This window comes from Robbsia sp. KACC 23696 (genome assembly GCF_039852015.1).
GTDB lineage: Bacteria > Pseudomonadota > Gammaproteobacteria > Burkholderiales > Burkholderiaceae > Robbsia.
The window spans coordinates 938,475-961,410 of record NZ_CP156627.1; the positions used below are offsets into that span (position 1 = coordinate 938,475).

The 22,936-nt window shown below is 60.6% G+C and carries 21 protein-coding genes; 14 read left to right on the forward strand and 7 right to left on the reverse strand.

Annotated elements, in window-relative coordinates:
• Window positions 1-2,295, reverse strand: coding sequence for a TonB-dependent siderophore receptor (locus ABEG21_RS18735; RefSeq protein ID WP_347556929.1), 2,295 nt, complete (start codon window positions 2,293-2,295; stop codon window positions 1-3).
• A gap of 223 nt (window positions 2,296-2,518) precedes the next feature.
• On the opposite strand from ABEG21_RS18735, the gene ABEG21_RS18740 reads away from it, so the two are divergent.
• Complete coding sequence (locus tag ABEG21_RS18740) at window positions 2,519-3,589, forward strand: hypothetical protein (RefSeq protein ID WP_347556930.1); 1,071 nt, start codon at window positions 2,519-2,521, stop codon at window positions 3,587-3,589.
• 112 nt (window positions 3,590-3,701) lie between these two features.
• Here ABEG21_RS18740 and ABEG21_RS18745 read toward each other — a convergent pair whose 3' ends face one another.
• On the reverse strand, window positions 3,702-4,406 hold the full coding sequence (locus ABEG21_RS18745; protein ID WP_347556931.1) for an FCD domain-containing protein: 705 nt from the start codon (window positions 4,404-4,406) through the stop codon (window positions 3,702-3,704).
• A 306-nt stretch (window positions 4,407-4,712) separates the two neighbouring features.
• Here ABEG21_RS18745 and gudD point away from each other — a divergent pair, with 306 nt between their 5' ends.
• Complete coding sequence (gene gudD / locus ABEG21_RS18750; protein WP_347556932.1) at window positions 4,713-6,062, forward strand: glucarate dehydratase; 1,350 nt, start codon at window positions 4,713-4,715, stop codon at window positions 6,060-6,062.
• A gap of 165 nt (window positions 6,063-6,227) precedes the next feature.
• The gene (locus ABEG21_RS18755; RefSeq protein WP_347556933.1) at window positions 6,228-7,160 is read left to right on the forward strand and encodes a LysR family transcriptional regulator; all 933 of its coding nucleotides are present in this window, start codon (window positions 6,228-6,230) and stop codon (window positions 7,158-7,160) included.
• 120 nt (window positions 7,161-7,280) lie between these two features.
• Here ABEG21_RS18755 and ABEG21_RS18760 read toward each other — a convergent pair whose 3' ends face one another.
• Together ABEG21_RS18760 and ABEG21_RS18765 are read right to left on the reverse strand one after the other, a co-directional pair.
• Window positions 7,281-7,952 carry a peroxiredoxin-like family protein gene (locus ABEG21_RS18760; protein WP_347556934.1) on the reverse strand — a complete coding sequence of 224 codons (672 nt, stop codon included), beginning with the start codon at window positions 7,950-7,952 and terminating at the stop codon, window positions 7,281-7,283.
• Between the two features lie 72 nt (window positions 7,953-8,024).
• The gene (locus tag ABEG21_RS18765) at window positions 8,025-8,591 is read right to left on the reverse strand and encodes a carboxymuconolactone decarboxylase family protein (protein WP_347556935.1); all 567 of its coding nucleotides are present in this window, start codon (window positions 8,589-8,591) and stop codon (window positions 8,025-8,027) included.
• Between the two features lie 696 nt (window positions 8,592-9,287).
• Between ABEG21_RS18765 and ABEG21_RS18770 the strand changes: the two genes are divergently transcribed.
• Entirely contained in the window at window positions 9,288-9,845 is a 558-nt protein-coding gene (locus tag ABEG21_RS18770) for a hypothetical protein (RefSeq protein ID WP_347556937.1), read from the forward strand.
• 308 nt (window positions 9,846-10,153) lie between these two features.
• On the opposite strand, the gene ABEG21_RS18775 is transcribed toward ABEG21_RS18770, so the two are convergent.
• Complete coding sequence (locus ABEG21_RS18775; RefSeq protein ID WP_347556938.1) at window positions 10,154-10,399, reverse strand: hypothetical protein; 246 nt, start codon at window positions 10,397-10,399, stop codon at window positions 10,154-10,156.
• Between the two features lie 355 nt (window positions 10,400-10,754).
• Between ABEG21_RS18775 and ABEG21_RS18780 the strand changes: the two genes are divergently transcribed.
• The 8 genes from ABEG21_RS18780 to ABEG21_RS18815 all read left to right on the forward strand — a co-directional run bounded on the left by ABEG21_RS18780 (window position 10,755) and on the right by ABEG21_RS18815 (window position 18,419).
• Entirely contained in the window at window positions 10,755-12,305 is a 1,551-nt protein-coding gene (locus ABEG21_RS18780; RefSeq protein WP_347556939.1) for a methyl-accepting chemotaxis protein, read from the forward strand.
• Between the two features lie 367 nt (window positions 12,306-12,672).
• Window positions 12,673-13,203 carry an ureidoglycolate lyase gene (locus tag ABEG21_RS18785; RefSeq protein WP_347556940.1) on the forward strand — a complete coding sequence of 177 codons (531 nt, stop codon included), beginning with the start codon at window positions 12,673-12,675 and terminating at the stop codon, window positions 13,201-13,203.
• The gene (locus ABEG21_RS18790; RefSeq protein WP_347556941.1) at window positions 13,200-14,147 is read left to right on the forward strand and encodes an allantoinase PuuE; all 948 of its coding nucleotides are present in this window, start codon (window positions 13,200-13,202) and stop codon (window positions 14,145-14,147) included. The genes ABEG21_RS18785 and ABEG21_RS18790 overlap by 4 nt, the downstream gene beginning before the upstream one ends.
• Window positions 14,144-15,193, forward strand: a complete 1,050-nt coding sequence (locus ABEG21_RS18795) for an ABC transporter substrate-binding protein (protein ID WP_347556942.1) — start codon at window positions 14,144-14,146, stop codon at window positions 15,191-15,193. Before ABEG21_RS18790 ends, ABEG21_RS18795 begins: the two co-directional genes overlap by 4 nt.
• A 51-nt stretch (window positions 15,194-15,244) precedes the next feature.
• Window positions 15,245-15,919: an amino acid ABC transporter permease gene (locus tag ABEG21_RS18800; RefSeq protein ID WP_347556943.1), complete on the forward strand. Its 675-nt coding sequence runs from the start codon at window positions 15,245-15,247 to the stop codon at window positions 15,917-15,919.
• A 1-nt stretch (window position 15,920) separates the two neighbouring features.
• Window positions 15,921-16,592 (forward strand): amino acid ABC transporter permease, encoded by a 672-nt coding sequence (locus ABEG21_RS18805; RefSeq protein ID WP_347556944.1) that lies wholly within the window; start codon window positions 15,921-15,923, stop codon window positions 16,590-16,592.
• A 4-nt stretch (window positions 16,593-16,596) separates the two neighbouring features.
• Window positions 16,597-17,601: an NAD(P)-dependent oxidoreductase gene (locus ABEG21_RS18810; protein ID WP_347556945.1), complete on the forward strand. Its 1,005-nt coding sequence runs from the start codon at window positions 16,597-16,599 to the stop codon at window positions 17,599-17,601.
• Entirely contained in the window at window positions 17,598-18,419 is an 822-nt protein-coding gene (locus ABEG21_RS18815) for a glucose 1-dehydrogenase (RefSeq protein WP_347556946.1), read from the forward strand. Before ABEG21_RS18810 ends, ABEG21_RS18815 begins: the two co-directional genes overlap by 4 nt.
• Before the next feature lie 7 nt (window positions 18,420-18,426).
• Here the strand turns inward: ABEG21_RS18815 and ABEG21_RS18820 are convergent, their stop codons facing one another.
• On the reverse strand, window positions 18,427-19,737 hold the full coding sequence (locus ABEG21_RS18820) for an FAD-binding oxidoreductase (protein ID WP_347556947.1): 1,311 nt from the start codon (window positions 19,735-19,737) through the stop codon (window positions 18,427-18,429).
• Here ABEG21_RS18820 and ABEG21_RS18825 point away from each other — a divergent pair.
• Window positions 19,736-19,906 (forward strand): hypothetical protein, encoded by a 171-nt coding sequence (locus tag ABEG21_RS18825; RefSeq protein ID WP_347556948.1) that lies wholly within the window; start codon window positions 19,736-19,738, stop codon window positions 19,904-19,906. The genes ABEG21_RS18820 and ABEG21_RS18825 overlap by 2 nt on opposite strands.
• 6 nt (window positions 19,907-19,912) lie before the next feature.
• Here ABEG21_RS18825 and ABEG21_RS18830 read toward each other — a convergent pair whose 3' ends face one another.
• On the reverse strand, window positions 19,913-21,220 hold the full coding sequence (locus ABEG21_RS18830; RefSeq protein WP_347556949.1) for an NAD(P)/FAD-dependent oxidoreductase: 1,308 nt from the start codon (window positions 21,218-21,220) through the stop codon (window positions 19,913-19,915).
• A gap of 561 nt (window positions 21,221-21,781) precedes the next feature.
• Between ABEG21_RS18830 and ABEG21_RS18835 the strand changes: the two genes are divergently transcribed.
• Window positions 21,782-22,915, forward strand: coding sequence for an alpha/beta hydrolase (locus tag ABEG21_RS18835; RefSeq protein ID WP_347556950.1), 1,134 nt, complete (start codon window positions 21,782-21,784; stop codon window positions 22,913-22,915).
• Window positions 22,916-22,936: the final 21 nt, after the last annotated feature.

Sequence of the window (22,936 nt, forward strand, 5' to 3'; positions counted from 1 at the left end):
TTACAGATCGAATTGCACGCTCGCCATGAAGGTCCGCGGCGCACCCAGTTCGGCACTCGCGAGGCCGCTGGCGGTGTAGCCATTCAAGCCGCCCGGATGCACATCGGTCCAGTAATGGCGATTCGTCACGTTATCGACGGTGAAGCGCACCGTCGTGATACGGCTGAACAGCGAGGTCACGTAACTTGCGCCCAGGTCGAGCGTCGTATAGCTCGCGACCGATGTCGTATTCGCATCGTCGCTGGCCCGCGCGCCGACATAGCGCACGCCGGCACTGGCGCTGAGGCCCGGCACGGCGCGAATCCGGTATTGCGCCAGCAGACTCGCGGCGAAGCGCGGCAAGCCGACGATCATCTTGCCGTCGGTCTGCGCACTGCCGGTGTCGTACAGCAACGGGTCGAGCCAGGTCACGCCGCCGAACAGCGACAAGTCGCGCGTCAGGTTTCCATCGATCGTCCATTCCGCGCCGACATTGCGTTGCTCGCCGGCCGATTGATAGACGTTATTGGCGGTCGTATAGGCGTAGGGCCGGGTGATGCGGAACAAGGCCAGCGACGTGTTGAACGGTTCGGGCGACCACTTATAGCCCACTTCCCATTCTTTGCTGCGATAGGGCGTAAGCACCTGTCCGGCGTTCTGCGTGCCGGCCGGTGCGACATCGCCCTGCTGCAAGCTGTCCGCATAAGTGGCATAGGCACTCATGTCCGCTCGCGGCTTGTAGACGAGGCTGGCCGAGCCGCTCAGGCCGTTATCGGTCGAGCCGTTGCTGAGCGCGCCGGCGGCGGTGTAGTTATTCGCGGAGAGCCAGCTTTGGCTGCCGGACAGCAAGACCGTCCAGTGCGGGCTGAGCGTTACATCGTCGGACAGGATCAGCGACTGCTGCCAGGTGTTGGCGCTCTGGTAGCGGTTCGTGAAATTCGGCCAGGGCGTGGCAAACGACATCGGCGCGGCCAGCGTGGCCGTGCCCAATGTGTAAGTGGCGCTCTGGTACGGGTTGTAGCTGTTCCAGATAAAGCCGCTGGTGCCGATGCTGATCGCATGTCGCACCGGACCCGTCTCGAATTTTCCGTGCAGATAGACGGCGTTGCTCGTGATCGTGAACTGCGTGGCCGTCGCGGTGGAAAACGCCGCGCGATAGCTGCCGGCGTTGTTCAACAAGGTGTATGTGGGTTGCGTCGATTGGCGGTCCGCGACTTGACGCAGCACGCCGGCATCGACGTTCCAATTGGCGTTAATCCGATGCTTGATCCACAGCGTGGCGGTATCGGTTGTGTTGTCGCTGCCGCCATTACGCGAGGCATAGGAGGGATTGCTCGGATCGAGCGCTGCCGGGTAATGCGTGCCGGTCGATAGCGTGAACGTGGCGGGCAGACCCAGCAATACCGAGTGGTAATGCGTGAAGTTCGTTTCGATGACCGTGTTCGGCGTCAAATGGAAATCGAAGGCGAAACTTGCCAACTGACGGCGGATGCTGCTGTTAGGCGTCGTGCCCGTGCCGGTCTGATCGGACAGAATCATCCGATAGCCCAGCGGATGGTCCTTGCCGACCGAGCCCGATGCGTCGATGCTGCGCAGGAACAGGTCGTGGGATTGATAGCCGAACGTGACGCTGACGTGTTGCGCATCGGTCGGCCGCTTCTGCACGAAGTCGAACGTCCCTGCCGGATTGGCCGGGCCGAAGAGCGATCCGGACAGGCCATTGAGCACGTCGATGTGGTCGAATTGGTCCGTCGCGTATTCGGTGGTCGATACCGCGTTGAGGCCATCGATGCGGCTATTCTGTACCACGCTGCCTTGAATGCCACGCGTCTGCGGGCGCGCCGTATCCGCTTGTACCGACGGGATATAGTGCAGTGCATCGCTGACCGTGCGCACCTGCTGTGAGGCGATGACGTCTTGCGGCACGACGCTGATGCTATACGGCGTGTCCACGCGCTTTACCTCGCCCAGCGGACCGATCGTTGCGGTATCCACGCGGACGCCTTGTTCGGCTGCCGTCTGAGATGCGCTGACCGCTACCGTCGGCAATGCCGCGGTATCGCGGACCGTGCTGCTGTTTTGGGATAGCGTCGATGGCGTGGCGGTGCTCGACGTGGTCGATGATGCGGTGCTTTGCGTCGTTGTCGATTGCGTGGCTGGGGCAATCGATGCCGCGTGCGCGGTGCCGATGGCACCGATCGCGAGCAGACTCGATAGCGTCGCGGGAGAGGTGACCGACAGCAAGCGCTTCAAGGGAGCAGCGGAGGGGGAGAAGGTGTTTTTGCGGGTGCGGCGAAGCGTCGATCGATCTGTCACGTTGCGTAATATCCATGCGTTATATTTCGCAGTATATTGCGTAAGCAATAACCAGACTGTGGGTTCCGAGTCGCCGCGGTGATATGTCGCATGCTGGCGGCTTTATGAGACGTCAGCCGATTGTTCCTTTCGTGCAAGGCGTAAATCGCTTCTCCATTCGAGAAACGGCTTGCCGATGGCGCACGTCTTTATCTCAATTTCAATCTCGTTCGGAGGCACTGTTTTGCGGAAGGTTCATGAAGGTATCGGTCGCCGTGTGTGGCTGCTGATCGCTTGTATGTTGATGGCGGGGCAGGCGGCCGCGGCGCAGGTGGGCGATCGCACCCTGAGCGACGTGAGCGGCGCGAGCGTTCGCGTGCCGACGCTCCCCGCGCATATCGCGGATGGCTGGTACGCGCATAACGCGATTCTGATCATGCTGGGGGGCGATCGGCAATTGACCGATACCGTCGCGAGTCAGAATAAATTTCCGCTGATGTATCGCGTGTCGCCTTATATGAAGCATGCGCAATCGGCCAACGGCAATCAGTTCGATCGCGAGCGCTTGCTCGCGCATCACGTCGATCTGGTTTTCGATCCACAGGAGGGGGCCAATGCGGCGTCGTATCGCAGCGTCGGGCTGCCGGTGGCGCTGGTGGGATTCGACAGTTATCCCGGTCTTGAAAAGTCCGTCAGGGTCACCGCGCAGGCGCTGAACACCGATATGGCGCGCGCCCGTTCCGCCGCCTTCCTGCACTACCTTCACGATCTTGAAAAGCAGGTTCGACAGCGCGTCGAAGGCCTGCCGGTGGCGGCCCTGCCTCGCGTCGTGCATATCGTGTCGCTGAACCCGTTGCGTGTGGATGGCAGCGACACGATCATTGATGCCTGGATTCATCTTGCCGGGGGAATCAATGCGGCGGCGCAGGGGGGCATTCGCGGCAATATGAAGGAAGCGACGCTGGAGTCGCTGATTGCCTGGCACCCGAATGTGATCATCATCGGCGCGGGCGCCATGCCGGACGAGAGTGCCGAGCAATCGGCGATTTTCGCGCGGCTGACGAAGGAGGAAGGGGTGCGCGTGGTGCCGAATCCGGCGGGGGTGTTTCCGTGGGATCGCTATGGGCCCGAGTCCGCTTTGCAGATCCTGTGGGCCGCCACCGTGTTGCATCCCGACCGATTCACCGACGTCGATATGGTCGCGCGGACCGAGCAGTTCTATCGTGATTTCTTCGGCTATGTGCTGACCGAGCGTCAAGCCCGAGCCGTGTTGCGCGGGGATCCGAACGCAGCGGCGCAGGAGACGGAGAGATAAGGCGGTGGGATCCGCGCCATCGATGAAAAAGGGACGACCGCGGCGTCCCCACGTCATGGGGCATCTTCTAATGACTGAACCTGATCGTCATCGCTGAGATGGCGCAACGGCTTCAATAGGTCTGCGCCAGGCCCGACGCGGCCCTTAAGCGTTCGCGACTATGAGCAAGATGCATTCGCATCGCGGCACGGGCATCGTCGGCGTCGCGCCGGACGATGGCCTGCTCGATCATCCGATGCTCGCGAAGCACCTCGTATAACAGCGCGACCCGGTCCAGCGCCGCGATTTCCTTCGCCTTCAGCTGTGATCGAGGGCTGACGCCGCGCCCCATTTGTTGCAGCACATCCAGAAAATACCGATTGCCACTGGCCGCCGCGATGGCGGTGTGAAACGCCACGTCATGCGCGACCACATCGGTACTGCCGGTGCGCAAGGCGCTGTCGAAGTGTTCCAGCGCCCGCGCCATTTGCGTCAAATGCGCTTCCGTCCGACGCGTCGCCGCAAACGCGGCAGCGGCCGATTCTATTTCGGTACGGAATTCGAGAATGGCGAATGCATCGACCAATGTCGTTCGCACCGGTGCGTCCAATTGGACCACGTCTGCCGCGGGCGTCATCACGAAGCTGCCCACACCGTGTCGGGTTTCGACGATGCGTTCTGCTTGCATACGGGATATCGCCTCGCGCACGACGGAGCGGCTCACGGCGAATCGACGCATCAGGCCGTTCTCCGTCGGTAGGCGCATCCCTGGCTGAAGCGTGCCATCCGAGATGTCGCGCAACAGGGTAGCGACGACTTTATCGGTCAAAGACGTCATGACGCGCCCCGGCGGAGCGGCCAGACCCGCAACGCGTCCAATCGATGGGACGCGCTACGAAGGCCAAAGCAGTCTTGATAGATGTAGGACGTCATATAAGTTATTGGCATTCCAATGAGCGGGTTACGTCATTTTGCAGGCTATACGCTTGGGCGTAATACGGGTTAACGCCGAATTGGCCTTGTCGGACAACTTCAGTAGACTTGTTGTCGGACAACCGATTTTACTTGCAACGCCCCATTTCGCGTGTAGCGCTCACCTGCACGCGGCGATTGCTAAACCCAGGCTTACCGAGAGGATTTTTCGATGACTGCCCCTTCCCTCAACGCCAAAGGCGCTCCTACCATTACCGAACTGCGCGTCGTTCCGGTCGCGGGCCGGGACAGCATGCTGCTGAATCTGAGCGGTGCCCACGGACCGTATTTCACGCGCAATATCGTATTGCTGAAGGATAGCGCGGGCAATACCGGCGTGGGTGAAGTACCGGGCGGCGAAAAAATCCGTCAGACCATCGACGACGCGCGAGCGCTGCTGGTCGGACAGTCGATCGGCAATATGCGTGGCCTGTTGAATCAGGCGCGCGAAGCGTTTGCTGATCGCGACGTCGGCGGACGCGGATTGCAAACCTTCGATTTGCGCACGACGATTCACGCGGTGACGGCCTTGGAAGCGGCCATGCTGGACTTGCTCGGGCAGCATCTGGGCGTGCCGGTGGCGGCCTTGCTCGGCGAGGGGCAGCAGCGGGAATCGGTGGAAATGCTCGGCTATCTCTTTTATGTCGGTGACCGACGCAAAACGTCGCTGGACTATGTCTCGGCATCGCAGCCGGCCGACGAATGGGAGCGCGTGCGCACCGAGGAAGCGCTGACGCCGGAAACCGTCGTCAAATTGGCGGAGGCGGCGCAGGCCCGCTATGGCTTCAACGATTTCAAATTGAAGGGCGGTGTGCTGGCGGGCGACGCCGAAATCGAGGCGGTGACGGCGCTGGCCGAACGCTTCCCCGAGGCACGCATCACGCTCGACCCGAACGGCGCATGGTCGCTGTCCGAGGCGATCCGTCTCTGCCGCGATCAACATCATGTGCTGGCGTATGCGGAGGATCCGTGCGGTGCCGAGAACGGCTATTCCGGACGGGAAGTGATGGCGGAGTTCCGGCGTGCGACCGGCCTGCCGACGGCGACGAATATGATCGCCACCGACTGGCGTCAGATGGGGCATGCGGTCCAACTGCAATCCGTCGATATTCCGCTCGCCGACCCGCATTTCTGGACGATGCAAGGCTCCGTGCGGGTCGCCCAGATGTGCGCCGATTGGGGGCTGACATGGGGCTCGCATTCGAATAATCACTTCGATATTTCGCTGGCGATGTTCACGCATGTCGCGGCGGCCGCACCGGGCAAGGTCACGGCGATCGATACTCACTGGATCTGGCAGGATGGGCAGCGGCTGACGCGCGAACCGTTCCAGATCGTCGGCGGCAAGGTCGCCGTCCCGAAAACACCGGGTCTGGGTGTGGAGATTGATTACGACGAGTTGGAGAAGGCACACGCGCTCTACTTGCAACACGGTCTGGGTGCGCGCGACGACAGCGTGGCGATGCAATATCTGGTGCCGGATTGGCAGTTCGATAACAAACGTCCTTGCCTGGTGCGTTGATCCGTCATACACGCGGCCTCGAAAAATAATTGCCCACGTGCCGGGCTCATACCGCCACGTGGGCATTTTGCTGTCTTGTTCTTAAGCGAAGACACCGACCTATACCTGGTTTAGACTTCACGCCGAAGGCTTCAACGCCACGCACATCTTGAAGGATATCCTGGTATGGACCGCATGGCCGCAATGGAAACGTATGTCAGTGTCGTCGAGGCGGGATCGTTTTCCGCGGCGGCGAAGCGGCTCAAATTGGGCCAGCCGGCCGTGTCTAAGTCGATTGCGCAATTAGAAGAACGTCTTGGCGTGCGCTTGCTATTGCGCTCGACCCGCGGCCTTACCGCGACCGATGCGGGCCTGAGGTTCTATGAACACGCGAAGCGTGCCATCGAGGAGGTGGAACTCGCTGAGCATGTCGTTCGCGACGCCTCATCCAGCTTGTCGGGAACCTTGCGTGTCAGTGCCGCAGTAACCTTCGCGCGATTGCATATTCTTCCGGGGCTGAAGAAATTCATACGCCGACATCCCGATTTGCAGATTGATATCGTACTGGACGACCGCACCATCGATCTTCTGGAGCAAGGCGTCGACGTCGCACTCCGTATGGGAACGCTCAGCGATTCGACGATGACCGCGCGACGCATCGCACGTAGTCGCCGCGTCGTGGTCGGAACCCCTGCCTACTTTGCCGAGTCGGGGACGCCGAATACGCCTGCCGAACTGAGCCAGCACCAGACGATTGTCTATTCTCTGCGCGGCGGTGGTGAATCCTGGTCATTCAGTCAGGATGGAAAGGAAACCGCCGTAGTCGTATCGGGACGCGTCAGCGTGAGCGCTGCCGAGGGCATTCGTGCCGCCGTGTTTGGCGATATGGGCATCGCCGTTGCTTCCGAATGGATGTTCTCCCCCGAAATCGCAGACGGCACCGTCGTCACGATCCTCGACGATTGGGAGTTGCCACCAATCGACCTGTGGGCGGTCTTTCCGGCTGGCCGCCTCGTCAGTGCCAAGGCGCGCGCGTTTGTCGCTTTTGTCGAAGAGGTGCTGGGCGTCGCCGCGGGGAGTGCCGAGAATGGCCTCTCAGAAAGCGAGCTTGCCGATTGAAGTCCCACCGTCGACATACAGGGTCTGGCCGGTCATGAAGGCGGTCTCGTCGGATAATAGGCTCAAAGTAAAAATGCCGCGCACGGGGACGAGCGCGGCGGCGGTAGACAAGGCTTACCGTTAGACCTGCGTGGCCGCTTTTTCCAGCACCGGCAGCATGTCCGACGGGTCGGGCCGACGCGTGTAGTCAGGATTGATCTCCGAATATAAGACGACGCCGCCCTGACCGATGACGTAACGTGCCGGCATCGGCAAAGTCCAGCTTGGGTCGTTGTTGAACGCCGGCAAGTCGTTCTTCAGATTTTTGTAGAGATCGACGAGGTAATCCGGCAATGCAAAACGGAGGCCGAAGTCCGCGCCCGTCTGACCGTTCACATCGCTCAACACGGGAAAATCCAACGCGTTTGTGCGAACCGCCTTGCGACTATTCACCGGGGTTTGCGGAGAGATTGCGACCACGTTTGCACCGAGCGCTCGAAACTCCGGCAATGCCTCGTTCATCGCTTGCAATTCGATATTGCAGTAGGGGCACCAGACGCCCCGATAGAACGTGACAATCAGCGGGCCCTTTGCCAGCAACTCGGCCGACGACACGACATTGCCATCTTGGTCCTTTAGCGTGAATTGCGGCGCACGGTCGCCGGCCTTGATCGCGCGGCCGGCTTGGCCGCTAGCAATCAGTTCCGCCGTGGCGCGTTCCATTACTGGATGAATGTCCGGCGGTGCGAAGTACGGCGCCTTGCCGCCCTTGAAATCTGCTTTGAAAGCATTCAGCTTATCTTGTAAAGACATGACTTTTCTCGGTCGAAACGAAGGGGTTGAACCTGCGTGGGCGCGTCGCGTATTGACTGGCGCTACGCCGGATCAGGCGGAAACCGCGGCGGGCTTCGTCCACTCGTTGCCCTTCATGAATGCGTCCAATTCGGTATGGACGATATGATTCGTGTAGTTGCTCATCACCTTCGTTGCAACGCCAAGGATCACTTCGAGGACGTTTTCGCGGGTATAGCCCGCGGCCAGGAAAGCGCCAACCTCTTCGTCCGACACAAACCCTCGATCACGTACGACCAACGTCGTGAAGCGATGCAGTGCTTCCAGTTTCGCGTCCGGGAGAGCGCCGCCGGCGCGGAGCGCGGCGATAACCGCCGGGTCCATCTTGATCATCTTGGCCAGCGTACTGTGGCCGGCCATGCAGTAATGGCAGTTGTTCTCGAAATTCGAGGTCAGGTAGACGACCTGTTGTTCATGCGGCGTCAGCGTGCTTTTGGAAAACAGGTCCCACAGCGCGCCGTAGCCCGCCAGCAGCGCCGGGGACTCTGCCATATTGGCTTGCAGGTTCGGCACGAAGCCAAATGCCGCTTTGGTGGACGCAAGGCTTTCCTTCGAGGCGGCCGGTGCGGTGTCGATCGTGTAGGTTTGGAAGGTGTTCATCGTTTGCTCCTGAGGGGTGTGTGTCGGTGAGCAAATAATGACGGGAGACGAGCTTATGAGGTAGGCAGGCCGCCCTCATAACATCCATTCCTGGGAGGCATAAAGCGCGCCGGAGGATTTGCGGCGATAGGGAGAGAGGGTGATCCGGCTGACGTCGACGTCGAGACATCGTTACGAAAAAAATGCGCAGACAAAGTGGGACGGGGTGGATCAAATGAAACATGATCAAAGATCGAGCGTAGACCTTGCTAACGGGATCCCTTCAATCCCCAGTGCTGCTACCACCACCGCAACCGCTCCCACAGCTTGAGCCGCTGCTACAGTTGCTGCCGCCCGATTGGTCTAGACTCGAACCGCTGTGACCACCGACGTGATGATGGTGGTGGTCGGAGGGCGAACCCGCCGCGCTGCTCGACATAGAATCGTCCAGCCACAACGGCATAAAAAATTCGCGCAAGCCCTGAAAGGCGAGGTCGGATTGCGTTTGAGTTAATTACGGGGGTTCATGTTGAAAAACATCGTGGACCAGCTTCGGGAAGGCATACGCGTGAAGCGCCGTCAGAGTCTTATTCACTTCCTGGCGTTCGACAATTTCCTTACATGCTTGTCCGTTCACACGCTAATATCATTAGATCAATGTAACTTGCAGCATTGGATCCTCTTTCGATGCTCCGGCCATCGGCGCTCTTTTTTAGTATGGAAGTCATGTTGCGGAAGAAAATCGTCCTGTTGTTAGCATGCATATCGTTTCTGCCACGTTTCACCGTTGCGCAGACGGATAAGCTGCCGATGAACCGAAACGACTCCTTGATCAACGCTTTCGAGGTGATGTGTAATCTCGAGCTACCGAACTTCACGCATATCGATGCGAAGGCGACGGCGATGCGGATGCATGTTGTCTCTGACGTGACCTCGTCTTCGACATACGGAGCGCCGATCAAGCGAAAAGGATGGACTGGCTCGCTGACGACGGGCACATTTGGCTTGCTCGCCGATGAAGTGACGGGCCCTAAAGGTGTCGCCACCTCTTGTGGCGTGGTTGGCTCGGTCGGCAACGCAGAAGCGTTTCGCGCGGCATTTTTGAAGCAAATGAAAATCGCGCCCACCGCGCAGAGCATCGATCCTTCAGGCGCGCCGGTCATCGTGTGGCGAGATTATGTCGGCACGGGGACTACCTTGGTTTTTCGGACGCTGAGCAAGGAGGCACACACCACGGTAACAATGGCGCTTATCTCGGTGATGCCAGCGAAATAGCCGGTCGACAGCGTCGCGACGATCGCCAGCGAGACTTATCATCTGCACGACGCTACTTATGGCGGACTTATACTGTCATGCGATGCGCAGTGTCGATGAATGCTGGCTTAGTCCGTTTTGCATGCAATGCATTGCACTCAAGCGCACGTCCATTGGTCGCGGTGAGGAACTTCCAGTAGGCCATACTCGAGAAGCGGGACCCGCGGCACTTCGCATGGGACGTGTACTCGCTCCTGTGCGTCGCAACGAGTGCCAACCATCACTGCAGCCGGGTTTGTCGCGGAAAGTTCGGCGCACCGCTCACGAAATCACTGTTTCCGTCTGATTTCCGGCGGCGCCATGAAAGACAGGGCGATCTTGACGGTGTCCAGCACACGTTGCGTGTCCGACGGGACATGCAGGGCAAGCGGCAGCGTCTGCAATTGTGTGTCGTCAAACGCACCGCTTCGTACCGCGGGCGATATCTCAGAATAAGGCGTGACGGACGTGTAGTCCACCGAGGGCATCGAAATCACCCCGATCGGGGTTGTGTGCTGTTGTGTGCCGCTGTTCATTTGCAATCGCCTATACGGGTGCCATCTTCTCTGAAGCGGAGACGATTTGCTCTTGTGATGCCCCTGTAAACGACGCGCGACCGTGCCTCTGAAGGGCCAATTTCGATAAAGTTGTGTTTCGTTACAAGTTTGATAAATCTACGTAAAATCAAGCAATTAAAACTGTTTTAATTACCTTTTTCATATCTTTTTTGGATACGTAATCGGTCGATTTTTCTGATCAAATGCGTGTGTCGCGCCGTAGCAAGCGGCAGGTGCGCGCAACGCTGGAAATGCTCAAGAACTGGGCTCGCGCAGCCGTTAACCCTGATGTCGGACGGCCTCTTTTTCGTCCTCCCTGTTCCTCGCCCACGCCATGCTCCAACGTCTCAGTTTGTCGCGCGGTCTCCTTACCGTGCTCTGTCTCTTTTTTGTCCTTCAGGCCGTCACGGTCTGCGTCGGCTTCTTTGCGCTATCCCGCGCACACGACGATGTCGGAAATCTCTCCAGTATTGCGCTGAAGCAGGTCAATGAAATCAACAGCGCCACGCAGCATTTGATGGATGCGCGCATCAATCTGTCCCGTGCGGGAACGCGGATGATTGGCGGAAAGCCGGAACCCACCGACATCGTCGCACATGGAAAAGAACAGATCGATGCCGCCGAACAGGCGTTCAATGCGTTCGCCAGCGCCCCGAAGATCGATGCGCAAAATACGCAACTCGCCGATGCGCTGAGCGAGAACTATCGCGCCTATCACCAGGCCCTGGGCGAACTGGTGCAATACCTCGACAGCAACAATATTCAGGCTTTCCTGGACCAGCCGACCCAGGGTTTTCAAGATCGCTATCTCGCCGCGCAAAGCAAGTTCGTGACCTTCGGCAACGAGGCGAGCCGTCATTACGTGGACGCCGTGGATGCGCGCCTCAACGCGTTCCGCCTGATCGGCGGCGCGATTCTGTTGGCCTTGGCGGCCGTAATCGCGATCGTTTTTACGATGCTGCGTCGCCATGTGGTGCAGCCGCTCGACGAAGTGGGCTTGCACTTTCAGCGTATTGCGAAGGGCGACCTGATCACCGAAGTGCCTGAGCGTGGTACCAATGAAATCGGCCGCTTGTTCTCCGGCTTGCGGGCGATGCAGACGAGCGTCGCGGGAACGGTCCAAACGGTGCGCGATACCGCCCATGGCATCAATCTCGGTGCCGACGAAATTGCCACCGGCAATGCGGATCTGTCCTCACGTACGGAAAGTCAGGCGGCTTCGCTAGGCGAGACGGCAAGTCAGATGGTGCAGATCACGCAGACCGTGCGTCAGAACGCCGAAAACGCATCGCAGGCGAATGCACTCGCTAGTACGGCGCTCGATGTCGTGTCCGGCGGCGCGCGCGCGGTCGACGAGGTGGTGGCGCGCATGCGCGATATCGCCGCTAGCTCCGAGCGTATCGGCGAGATCATCGCGGTTATCGACGGCATTGCGTTCCAGACCAATATCCTCGCCCTGAATGCGGCGGTAGAAGCCGCGCGTGCAGGCGAGCAAGGCCGCGGCTTCGCCGTGGTGGCAGGAGAAGTCCGTGCGCTGGCGCAACGCAGCGCGCAGTCGGCGAAGGAAATTCGCGGTTTGATCGATTCATCGGCCGATCAAGTCCGGGACGGATCGGAACGTGCCGGCCGAGCCGGTACGACGATGAAGGAAGTGGCACAGGCAATCGCGCGCGTGTCCCAAGTCATCGGCGAAATCAGCACCGCGTCCCAGGAGCAGAGCCTGGGGATCGATCAGATCAACCAGGCCGTGACGCAGATGGACGGCATGACGCAGCAAAATGCGGCACTGGTGGAAGAGGCGGCTGCCGCGGCGGCCTCGCTGCATGCTCAGACGCGCCAGTTGACCGACGCGGTATCGACCTTCCGTCTGGCACATCACGCCTGACCGATCCGCGACTCAGCGTCGCGCGCGTTGGTGTCGTGCCATGACGTTACGGTGGCGTTACGTGACACGTAACAGCACCGTAACGCGCGGTACCGTCGAGCCGCATTCCCGCGCGCCGGCCTGCCGCGCCCGCTAATTGTCTTAAAAAACCATCCATCTCCGCCGTTCCCACGCGTTCCTTTGTCGTTTCGGCAAAGCGCCAGCGGCATCTCGAATTTCTCTCCCGCATTGACGTGTCAGTCCCCGCTTGCGGTCCGTTACGCGTATCGAATAACAATCCGTTATACGTGGTAGCAACTTAAGCATATGACAGTTGTTTTTCGGCTTGTTCCAATCGTCGGAAATCGAACCAGACGGGTTTTTCGGGATGAGCGACGGGAAGCAAACAGCGCCGACATCGGTGCCGGCAACAATGCGGATTGGGGCGAAAGCCCTGACCGCGGACGCATTCGCGCCGTTCGGGCAGGTGACGAGCTTGCGTGAAGCGCAACGCCGCACCTATCTGCAACAGGCATTCGACAGCGATCACGCGGGAAAGGGGCCGGAGATTTGGATCGGCTTGCCGCCGATCGTGCGGCCGTTGCCGCTGACTATCGAGAAGATGGAACGGCATCCGCATGCCACGCAGACCTTCGTGCCGATCGAAACCGGCCGTTATCTCGTCGTGGTGGCACAAGCCAGCGCCGATGGCGCTCCCGACGTTCATACCTTGCAAGCCTTTATCGCCGATGAAACGCAGGCTGTGACGTACGGTATCAATGTCTGGCATCACGGCCTGACCGTCCTGGACCGGCCGTCGCGCTTCGTGACGGTAATGGCCGACTACCGGAACGACGACGACGATGTATTCGTCCCCTTGTCAGAGCCGGTCGAAATCGTAATGGATACGCTCCCATGACTTATTCGTTATCGTCATCCAGCGGCGTCGACGACGGCGGCCTGCCGCGCGATTTCGTCGGCTATGGGCGAACGCCCCCGGATCCGCGCTGGCCGAATGGCGCCCGCCTTGCCTTGAACCTCTGCATCAACTACGAAGAGGGCGGTGAACCGTCGGTACTCGACGGTGACCCGCAAAGCGAAGCAGGCTTGACCGAAGGCGGCAACGACGGACTGAAGCTGCGTGATCTCGCCGCGGAATCGATGTTCGAGTATGGCAGCCGCATCGGTTGGTGGCGCGTCACGCAGATGATCAACGCGCGCGGCTTTACCGCCACCGTGCTGGGCTGTGGCCTCGCGCTCGAGCGCAACCCCGAGGTATGCGCTTCGATCCAGGAGTTCGGCTATGACGTGTGCGCGCATGGCTGGCGCTGGGAAAAGCATATCCAGTTGAGCGAGCAGGAAGAGCGCGAGCGTATCGCGCACACGATCGAAAGCCTGCGCCGTACCGTCGGTGAGCGGCCGCTTGGCTGGTATTGCCGTTACGGTCCGGGTTTGAACACGCGGCGCCTGCTGGCGGAGGAGGGCGGCTTTCTTTACGACTCCGACGCCTATAACGACGAGTTGCCGTACTGGACCCAGGTGGGCGACAAGCCGCATCTGGTCATCCCCTACGGACTGGCGAATAACGACGCCAAATTCATCCGAGGTGGCATGGCCACCGGCAACGACCTGTTCGAATACCTGCGCGATGCCTTCGACGTCCTGTATGCCGAAGGCGCCACTGCGCCGAAGATGATGTCCGTCGGTTTGCATCTCCGACTGGTCGGGCATCCCGGTCGGGCGGCTGGCCTTGCACGCTTCCTCGATCACGTAAAGGCGCATCCCGATGTCTGGGTATGCCGTCGCGGCGACATCGCACGCCATTGGATTGCCCATCACCCGTATGGCGGCGCGTCGGAATGAGCGCTGCCGCGTCGCACCAGAATGTCTTAAAAACCGCACCCTCGCACCTTAACGCAACAGACCACCTCGACAACACGATGATGATGAAGGCGATTGCTTCCTCCCGCGCCGTCGGCGCTGCTGACTCCCGCGCGACCGCCGGCCTGCCCGCGGGTCTGAATGGCGGCTTGCGCCGTGTAGCGGCGTATTGCTCCGCCGGCGTTGCCACGCTCGGCCTGGCATTGACGCTCGGACTCGCCTCCCATACCGCCAGCGCCGCCGAAGCCGATCATCCGATGGACCAACCGGTCACCGTCGGCAGCGACTTCGGTCTCGCGCCTTGGATGGTGCGTACCGCCAACGGTCCGGAAGGCTTCGGCGTCGATGTGGCCAATGAAATTGCCAAGCGCGTGGGTCGACCCGGTGCGAAGATCGAAGACATCAATTTCTCCGGCATCTTCCCGGCGTTGTTCTCGAAGCGGATCGAATTCACCATCGCGCCGATCAATATCACGGCGGAACGCGCCGAAAAGATGCTCTTCACCGAACCGGTCGTCTCGACCGGTAACGGCTTCTTGATGAAGAAGAGCACCGAGATGAAGGGCTATGACGATCTGAAGGGCAAGGTGCTTGCCGTCAATCGTGGTACGACCGGCGATACGTGGGCGACCGCGAATGCCGCGAAATACGGTTTCACCGTGGATCGCTACGATACGTTCCCGGACACGATGCAGGCCGTGTTGACGAACCGTGCGTACGCGACGTTGAACGAAATTCCGACGGTTGCGTTTGCCGCCAGCAAGAACAAGATGGTCAAGGTTGGCTTCAAGGAACTCGACGGTCGTAACTTCGGCTTCGCTTTCCGCCTCGACGACCAGGCGTATCGCGATAAGGTCGAGCAGGCGATCGAGTGCATGAAGGGCGACGGTACCTTGCATAAGCTGTATGTGAAGTGGTACGGCGCCGCACCGGACAAGGGCTCGGCTGTCGACACGATTTATCCGGGCTATGGCGCGCCGGGCTTCAAGGGTTATGAGTCAGCCGCCCATCCGGCCGTCTGCAAATAATCGTTTTATTTCACGCTTCACGATGTATCTCAGTAACCGGTAGGAGGCCGCGTGCATCAACTATTGGAGAATTTTTTCAATCTCGCGGTTCTAGAGAAGACCTTCCCGGTGCTGCTCAGCGGGTTCAAGTACAGCATCGCCGTCACCTTGATGACGATCGTCTTCGGCATCGGCTTCGGTCTCGTGCTGGCCTTGATCCGCTGCGCCGAACTGCGCGTGGTCAATGCCTTGATCACGCTGTACATTGATATCCTGCGCACCTTGCCGCAGCTGGTCGTGATCGTCCTGCTGTATTTTGGCCTGCCGTATATCAATATTACGCTGACGCCCCTGACGTCCGTCACCTTGGGGCTGGCGGCGATTCTTTCCGCGTTCGCTTCCGAGATCTTTACCTCGGCGATGCAGGCGATTCCGCGTGGTCAGTGGGAAGCCGCCGAAGCGCTGGGTTTGTCGCGCGGACGTATCCTCTTTTCGATCATCCTGCCGCAGGCGATTCGTCTTGCCGTGCCGCTGCTGACCAATCGCGCGATCGCGGTAAGCAAAGGCGCCGCGCTCGGCACGGCGGTGGCGCTCCCGGAAACGTTAGGGCAAGCGGAAAGCCTGATTGGCGTATTGGCCAGCCCGACGCCGCTGACGTTGGCGGCGGGATTTTATCTGGCCTTGTTTGTCCCCCTGGTGATCTTCAGCCGTTATCTCGAACGCCGCCTTGGCGGCCCGGCGCATTGACATGGAACTCTTTCTCGACAATTTTGCAAACTGGGATTCCCTGAAAGACGCCTATCCGCTGCTGCTGCAGGGCTTGTGGATGACGATCCTGCTGTCGATCGCCGCCTTGCCGGTGGGGATGGCGCTGGGGCTGCTGGTGGGCGTGGTGTACAGCTTCCATATCCGCTGGCTGAATCGCATCCTGATCGTATATATCGATCTATGCCGATCGTTTCCGATCATCGTTTTATTGGTATTGATTTTCTACGGGCTGCCCTTTCTGGGGCTGACCTTGAATGCCTTCGTCGCGGTGATCGTGGCCTTGGGCCTGAACAACTCCGGCTATTACGGTGAGATATTCCGCGCCGGTATCCAATCGGTGCCGAAGGGGCAGCGTGAGGCGGCTCGGGCGCTCGGTCTAGGGCCCTTGCAGGAAGTGGCCTATGTCGTGCTGCCGCAGGCGGTACGCAAGGTGCTGGCGCCTTTGGCCAGCAACTCGCTCGAACTGATCAAGGGCACCTCGGTGGCGTCGCTGGTGGCGCTGCCGGATCTGCTGCGCTCCGCGCGCGTGGCACAAGAGCAATCTTATAATCCGACGCCGCTGATGGCGGCTGCGGTGATCTTCTTTATTGCGTTATGGCCGTTGGCGCGCTGGGTGGCACGCCTCGAACGGCAGATGATGGTTCGGAGATAGGCACATGACGACCTTGATTACCGGCGGCACCGGCTTTGTCGGCCTGGCATTGGCGGAGCATTTGTGCGATCGCGGCGAGCCCGTCGTGCTGTTCGGCGGTGCCGTTGCCGCGTCGTTGCGGGATCGCGTCGCGCGCTTGCCGCAGTGTGAGATCGTCAGCGGCGACATTCGCAATGCGAAGACGGTCGATGCGCTGCTTGCCTCCCGTCCCTTCGATCGTATCGTGCATGCGGCCGCGGTGACCGCGGCCGGCGACCGCGAACGTCTGGATGCGTCGGGTGTCGTCTCGGTCAATATTGGTGGCTCGGTGTCCTTTCTGGAGGCCGTGGCGCGATGGGGCGCGCAATCGGGCAAGCGCCCCCGCATGATCAGCCTCAGTTCGGTGGCGGCGTATGGGGAAGGCGATCGCGGCCCGAAGGATGGTCTCGATGAATATGAAACGCAGCCGACGCCGTTGACGCTGTATGGCATCACGAAATGGACGAGCGAGTTGCTGTTGCGTCGCTTGGCCGTCGTGCATGGCCTGGACCTGGCGGTGGCGCGGGTCGGCCCCGTTTATGGCCCATGGGAGCATCCCACCGGCTTGCGTGATCTGATGAGTCCGCCGTATCAGGTGTTGATTGCCGCGCTGGAAGGCGCGCCGATCGTGCTGCCGAATCATGCGGGCGGCGACTTCGTCTATGCGCGGGACGTCGTGGACGGCATCGCGCGGCTCGCCTTCGCCGACGATATCGGTGCCGCGCCCGACGGCGGCGTGCCGGTCTATAACGTCGGATCCGGCATTCGCACTTCGCTGTCGCAATGGTGCGAGGCCTTGCAGTCGCATCTGCCGGATATGCAGTGGCGGGTCTCCGACGGCCCGGAAGCGGTGCCGACGATTGCCTGTCCGATGCCGGCGCAACGTCCCGCCATGCGCATCGACGCATTGCAACGGATCACCGCTTATGCGCCGCAGTTCGATATGGGCGCTGCGGCGACGGACTATCTCGCATGGATTAGAAAAGCATGACGCACGACGCGCTCAACGCCGTTCCGAGGCGTCGCCTCGAAGGACGCCGCATTCTGATTACCGGCGCGTCGTCGGGTATCGGGCGCGCGATCGCTTTGCACTTCGCCGCCCACGGTGCGCGTCTGGTATTGGCCGACGTGACCGATCAACCGCGTGAAGGCGGGCAAACGACGCTTGCCTTGCTGCAGGCGGCCGGTGTCGAAGCGCATTACATCGCCACCGATGTGTCGTCGGAGGCGGCGGCGCAAGCGGCCGTGGACGAGACCGTGGCCCGCTTCGGCGGTATCGATGTCCTTGTCAACGACGCCGCGATCAACACGAACCATCGACTGACCGATACCTCGCTGGACGAGTGGAACCGTGTCATGTCCGTGAATCTGACGGGCGTCTTTCTGATGAGCCGCGCCGCCATTCGCGCGATGCTGACGCAGCCGCTGCGGCTCGGTGATGACGGCGTGCAGCAAACACGGGGCAGGATCGTCAACGTCTCGTCGCAACACGGCATGGTGTGCGCGCCGAATAACGTCGCCTATGGCACGTCGAAAGCCGCGGTCGTTTATCTCACAAAGCAAGTGGCGGTCGACTATGCGCAGGACGGCATCGTCTGCAACGCGGTGGCGCCGGGCAAGGTGCTGACCGGAAAGCCTGGTCCGGCCGGCTCGCCGGAGGCGATCGCCTATTCGCAAGCGCGGACGCCGATGCCCCGCCTGGGCCGTCCGGAAGATGTCGCCGGTGCCGCGTTGTTCCTGGCGTCGGACGACGCCAGCTATATCACCGGTGAAAATCTGCTGGTCGATGGCGGCTGGATGGCTGCCTGAACGGCATTCAACGTGCCGACGCCAGACGCGAGAGATGGAACACGGCTGGGTCGACGCGCGGCGTCACGCCGCGCACGATGTCCGCCATTAAACCGCCCGCACCGGGACCGATACCGAAGCCGTGAGCGGAAAAGCCGGTGGCAATGAAGAAACCCGGTATCGAATCGGCCGCCGAAATGACCGGCAGCGAGTCTGGCGTGACGTCGATCATGCCGGCCCATGCCTGCGCGACGCGCGCCCCCTTGAACGACGGAAACGCCTGCTGCAGATTGGCCAGCGCGCCGTCGAGCATGGCGGTGGCTGGTGCCGGATCCCAGGTGCGAACTTTCTCGAACGGCGTGGGCTGCGCGGTGGAAAACCGCCGCGGCGTCAGCAGCTCCTCGAAAAAACGCCGGCTGAGCCGCAATTTAAGATACTTGCGCTCCGCCATCCACGCGGGCAGAAAGCGGTGGCAGAGCCGGATGCTATCGGGCGTCAGATCCGCGGTCGACGTGCCGGCTTGCGATACCGTATAGCCGCCGTCCTGGCGTCTGCGCACCGTGAAGTCGCTGGCGTTCAGTGTCAGATCGAGGCCGGCATCCAGCGGATCGATACGCATGGCCGATGCGCAGACCCGCAGCTGCGGCAAATCGATGCCATGATTGCCGCAAAATAATCGGGACCAGGCGCCACCGGCCAGTATCGCGTTGCTGCAGCGAACGGTGCCGTGTTCCGTCACGACGCCGGTGACGCGACCGGCGGCGATATCGAGACCGCGCACCGCGCAGTCGGTGTGGATCGATACGCCGGCGTCCAGCGCAAGCGCCATGATCGCCTCGGATGCCAGCGACGGTTCCGCCACACCATCGCTTTCGCAATACAGTGCGCCCGCCCAATCGCGCTGCTTTGGCGGCAGCTTCTGCGCAAGGGTTTCTGGCGTCAGCAAGCTCGCGCGGAAGCCATAGGGCTTGGCCGCTTCGATCCACTTCGCGTGTCGCGCCATGTCCTCGTCGGTGTTCGCGAGGTAGGCGAGACCGGTACGACGATAGCCAACATCGTGCAGCGCTTGGATCTCGCGCCAGGCCGCATCGCCGGCTGCGGCCAAAGGCAATTCGCGGACATCGCGCGACAGGCTGCGTACCCACCCCCAATTACGCGACGACTGTTCTCCCGCAATCCGGCCTTTCTCGAAAATGGCGACCTTCAAGCCGTGCTTTGCAAGCTCCCAGGCGGTACTCAGACCGATGATGCCGCCGCCGATGATCGCGACGTCGATACTGTCGGGAAGGGTCGAAGGGGGAGCGGGCGCTGCAGCGGAGGAACGGAAAGCCGAAGACATGAAGAAAGACCGGCTGAGTGGCGCGGAGAGCGTGATCGATCGCTTATTCTGTCCAGAGAAAATCCCGACTTCAAGAAAAATTTATTTCGTGAAAAAAAGCGGTTTTTTACACCTTCATGTAAAAAACTGCTTCTCCTTTGCTGCGCGCCGCGTTTGCCGCGACGCCTGATCGGTTTCAATGCAATTTCAAACTGGGCTTGGCGCTGCGGCTGATGCGCCCGCTCAACAGCAGCAGACCGGTGCGGAAATAGCCGTATATCGACACCTGATGCATCCGGTAGAGCGAGATGTAGAACATCCGCGCCAACCAGCCTTCCACCTTGATGCTGCCCATCAGATTACCCATCAAGTTGCCGACCGCGCTAAAACGCGACAAGGACACCAGCGAGCCGTAGTCCACATATTTATAGTGCGGAATCGCTTTGCCTTTGCGTAGCCCTTGCAAGGCCTTGGCCAGAAATTCGGCTTGCTGGTGCGCCGCCTGCGCTCTGGGCGGGACGAATTTTTTCGGCGTTTCCTCGGACGGATCGAGCGGGCAGGCGGCGCAATCGCCGAGCGCAAAGATATCGTCGTCGAGCGTTGTCTGCAGCGTGGGTCGGACGACCAATTGGTTGATGCGATTCGTTTCCAGGCCGTCCATCGTCGTCAGGAAGGCCGGCGCTTTGATGCCTGCAGCCCAGACCTTGAGCGTTGCGGGAATAAACCGTCCGTCGGCCGTGTGAAAACCGTTTTCCACGACCTCTTTGACGGGAGATCCTGTCAGCACTTCCACGCCAATGTTCTCGAGCGTTTGATGCACGGGACGACTGACGCGGTCCGGCAAGGCAGGAAGCACTTTCGGTCCGGCTTCGATAATCGAGATGAACAGCTTGTCCGGTCGAATCCCCTTGATGCCATAAGCAGCCAGACCCAGGGACGCATTCTTCAGCTCGGCAGCCAATTCGACGCCGGTGGCTCCCGCACCGACGATGCCGATACGAAGCTCGTTTTGGGCGTTATCGCTGGAATGTGCCTTGATATATTCGGCCAGCAGCAGCGTATGGAAGCGCGCGGCCTGCGCGGTGGAGTCCAGAAACAGGCAGTGTTCCGCGGCACCGGCGGTATTGAAGTCGTTGGTGTTGCTGCCGACGGCAATGACGAGTTTGTCGTATCGAATTTTTCGCGCCGGCACGATTTCCAGCCCCGACGCGTCGGCGACGGGCTGCAACTGAATCTGTTTGGACGCGCGATCGATGCCGGACAGTCGGCCGATCTGAAATTCGAAGTGGTTCCAACTGGCTTGCGCGATATAGCTGACTTCGTTCTCGGCGACGCTCAATACCCCCGCGGCCACTTCGTGCAGCAAAGGCTTCCACAGATGGGACGGCGCAGCGTCTACCAATATGATTTCCGCGTTTCCGGATTTCCCCAGCGTCCGGCCCAGGCGGGTGGCAAGCTCTAGTCCGCCAGCCCCGCCTCCAACAACCACAATTCGATACGACATAAGCATCCTCAATCTGGAACCACGGCGGCCCGCATTACGTTAGATGATACGTGAGCAGGTCAAAGTGCGTAGCGGTGCGTGACTTTGTAGGGTGTCTGACTATTTCTGTTTATGCTTTTTAAATCATGAATATAAACGGGTAATGTGCGCGAAATGTCGTGCATGCGACATGGGGTCGCCTTATCGCACTTGACGTCGCGGATTACGACGAGGAAGCGCTTGATGCGCTTGCATGGTCTATACGCGATTTGTCCGATTGCTTACTACGATGGTTGGACGCCGGGTTATCCTACGTTCACGTTAGCCGTGGCGGTGTCCGCTCCGAAAGAACATGATTTTTTGCTGCGGCAGGAACTGATACGATTGCTGGCGTCCACCGTTGTTTTTGGGATCAGCCGGCCGTGCAGGGTCTGCCCTTGATGCGGTTGGCATCGATTTCCGCTATCGTCAAATTTGACCGTCTGGCGAGCATAAGGGGGCATCGCCCTTGGCCCAAAAATAGATGGCAAGCGCGCGGAAACATGCCGTGGCGCCGCATAAAAATACGAAAGTGAGCGGATTGTGAACGAGCGGGATGGAATCACGGGGGCCGGTGCGCAGCTGGGGGCGGCACCGAGTGAGATGGCGTGCCCGGATCGCCGGCACGTGCGCGGCAGCGGGTGGGCTGTTGCATTGCTGGCGGCCTGCACGTTGATCGGTTCCCTTGCGCTAACGGGATGTTCCAAAAACACGCCACGCGGTGCGGATGCCGCGGTGTCCGGTAAAGCGCACGACCCGATGCGTGCGGCCGTTCCCGGCTTCACTGCCGAGCCGGGCGAAAGCGGCTGCAAGGATGTCGCCGCGGTGCCGGAGTCCCTTCCTGGCGCGCAGAGCATCGTCTACCGGACTGCCTCAAAGCGCCCGTTGCGGCTCTTTGTATTCCCTCCCGCTAAAACCAGTACGCAGCCATCGCCGGCCGTTTTGTTCTTCTTCGGTGGCGGATGGCGCAGCGGGTCGGTCGCATCGTTCGTCGATCAGGCCCACGCCTTTGCCGCGCAAGGGTATGTCGCGGTCTTGGCGGATTATCGTGTCAGTTGCCGCGATGGCACCACGCCTTTGGCTGCCGTGTCGGATGCACGCGCTGCCTACAAATGGCTCCGGAAGCACGCAGCGGACTTCGGCATCGCGCCCACGCAGATCGTGCTATCGGGCGGCGCTGCCGGCGGCCAACTGGCCCTGGTCACTGCGATGGAGGCCCGTTCCGACAGGAAGCCGGCCGCGCTCGTGTTGTTCAATCCCGTGGTCGATCTGGTCAGCTCGGCACGCTGGTACTTAAAGCCGCTCGCAAGGCAGATTTCGCCCACGACCCTTTCCGTCCAAGGCTTGCCGCCGACGTTGATACTGCACGGGGAAGGCGATCAACGGGTCGCGATCGCGTCGGTGCGGGCGTTTTGCGATAAGGCGCGCAACGCGCATGCCGTCTGCGAAGTGCACGGCTATCCGGGCGAAGACCATGGGTTCTACCATCGCCGCACGGTGTCCAAGACGCCGCCGGTGGTGACTGCCGGCGCGGCGTCTTCACTGGCCGTGCCGCGGATGGCGGCATTGGACGATGGCAATACCGTGGGTGTCGCATCTGCCGCCGTCGTGCCACCGTTCGACGACACGACGGCACGGGCACTGACCTTCCTGCAAAAGCAATTGTTGCCTACCTGATGGCGTATCGTACGGCATGGA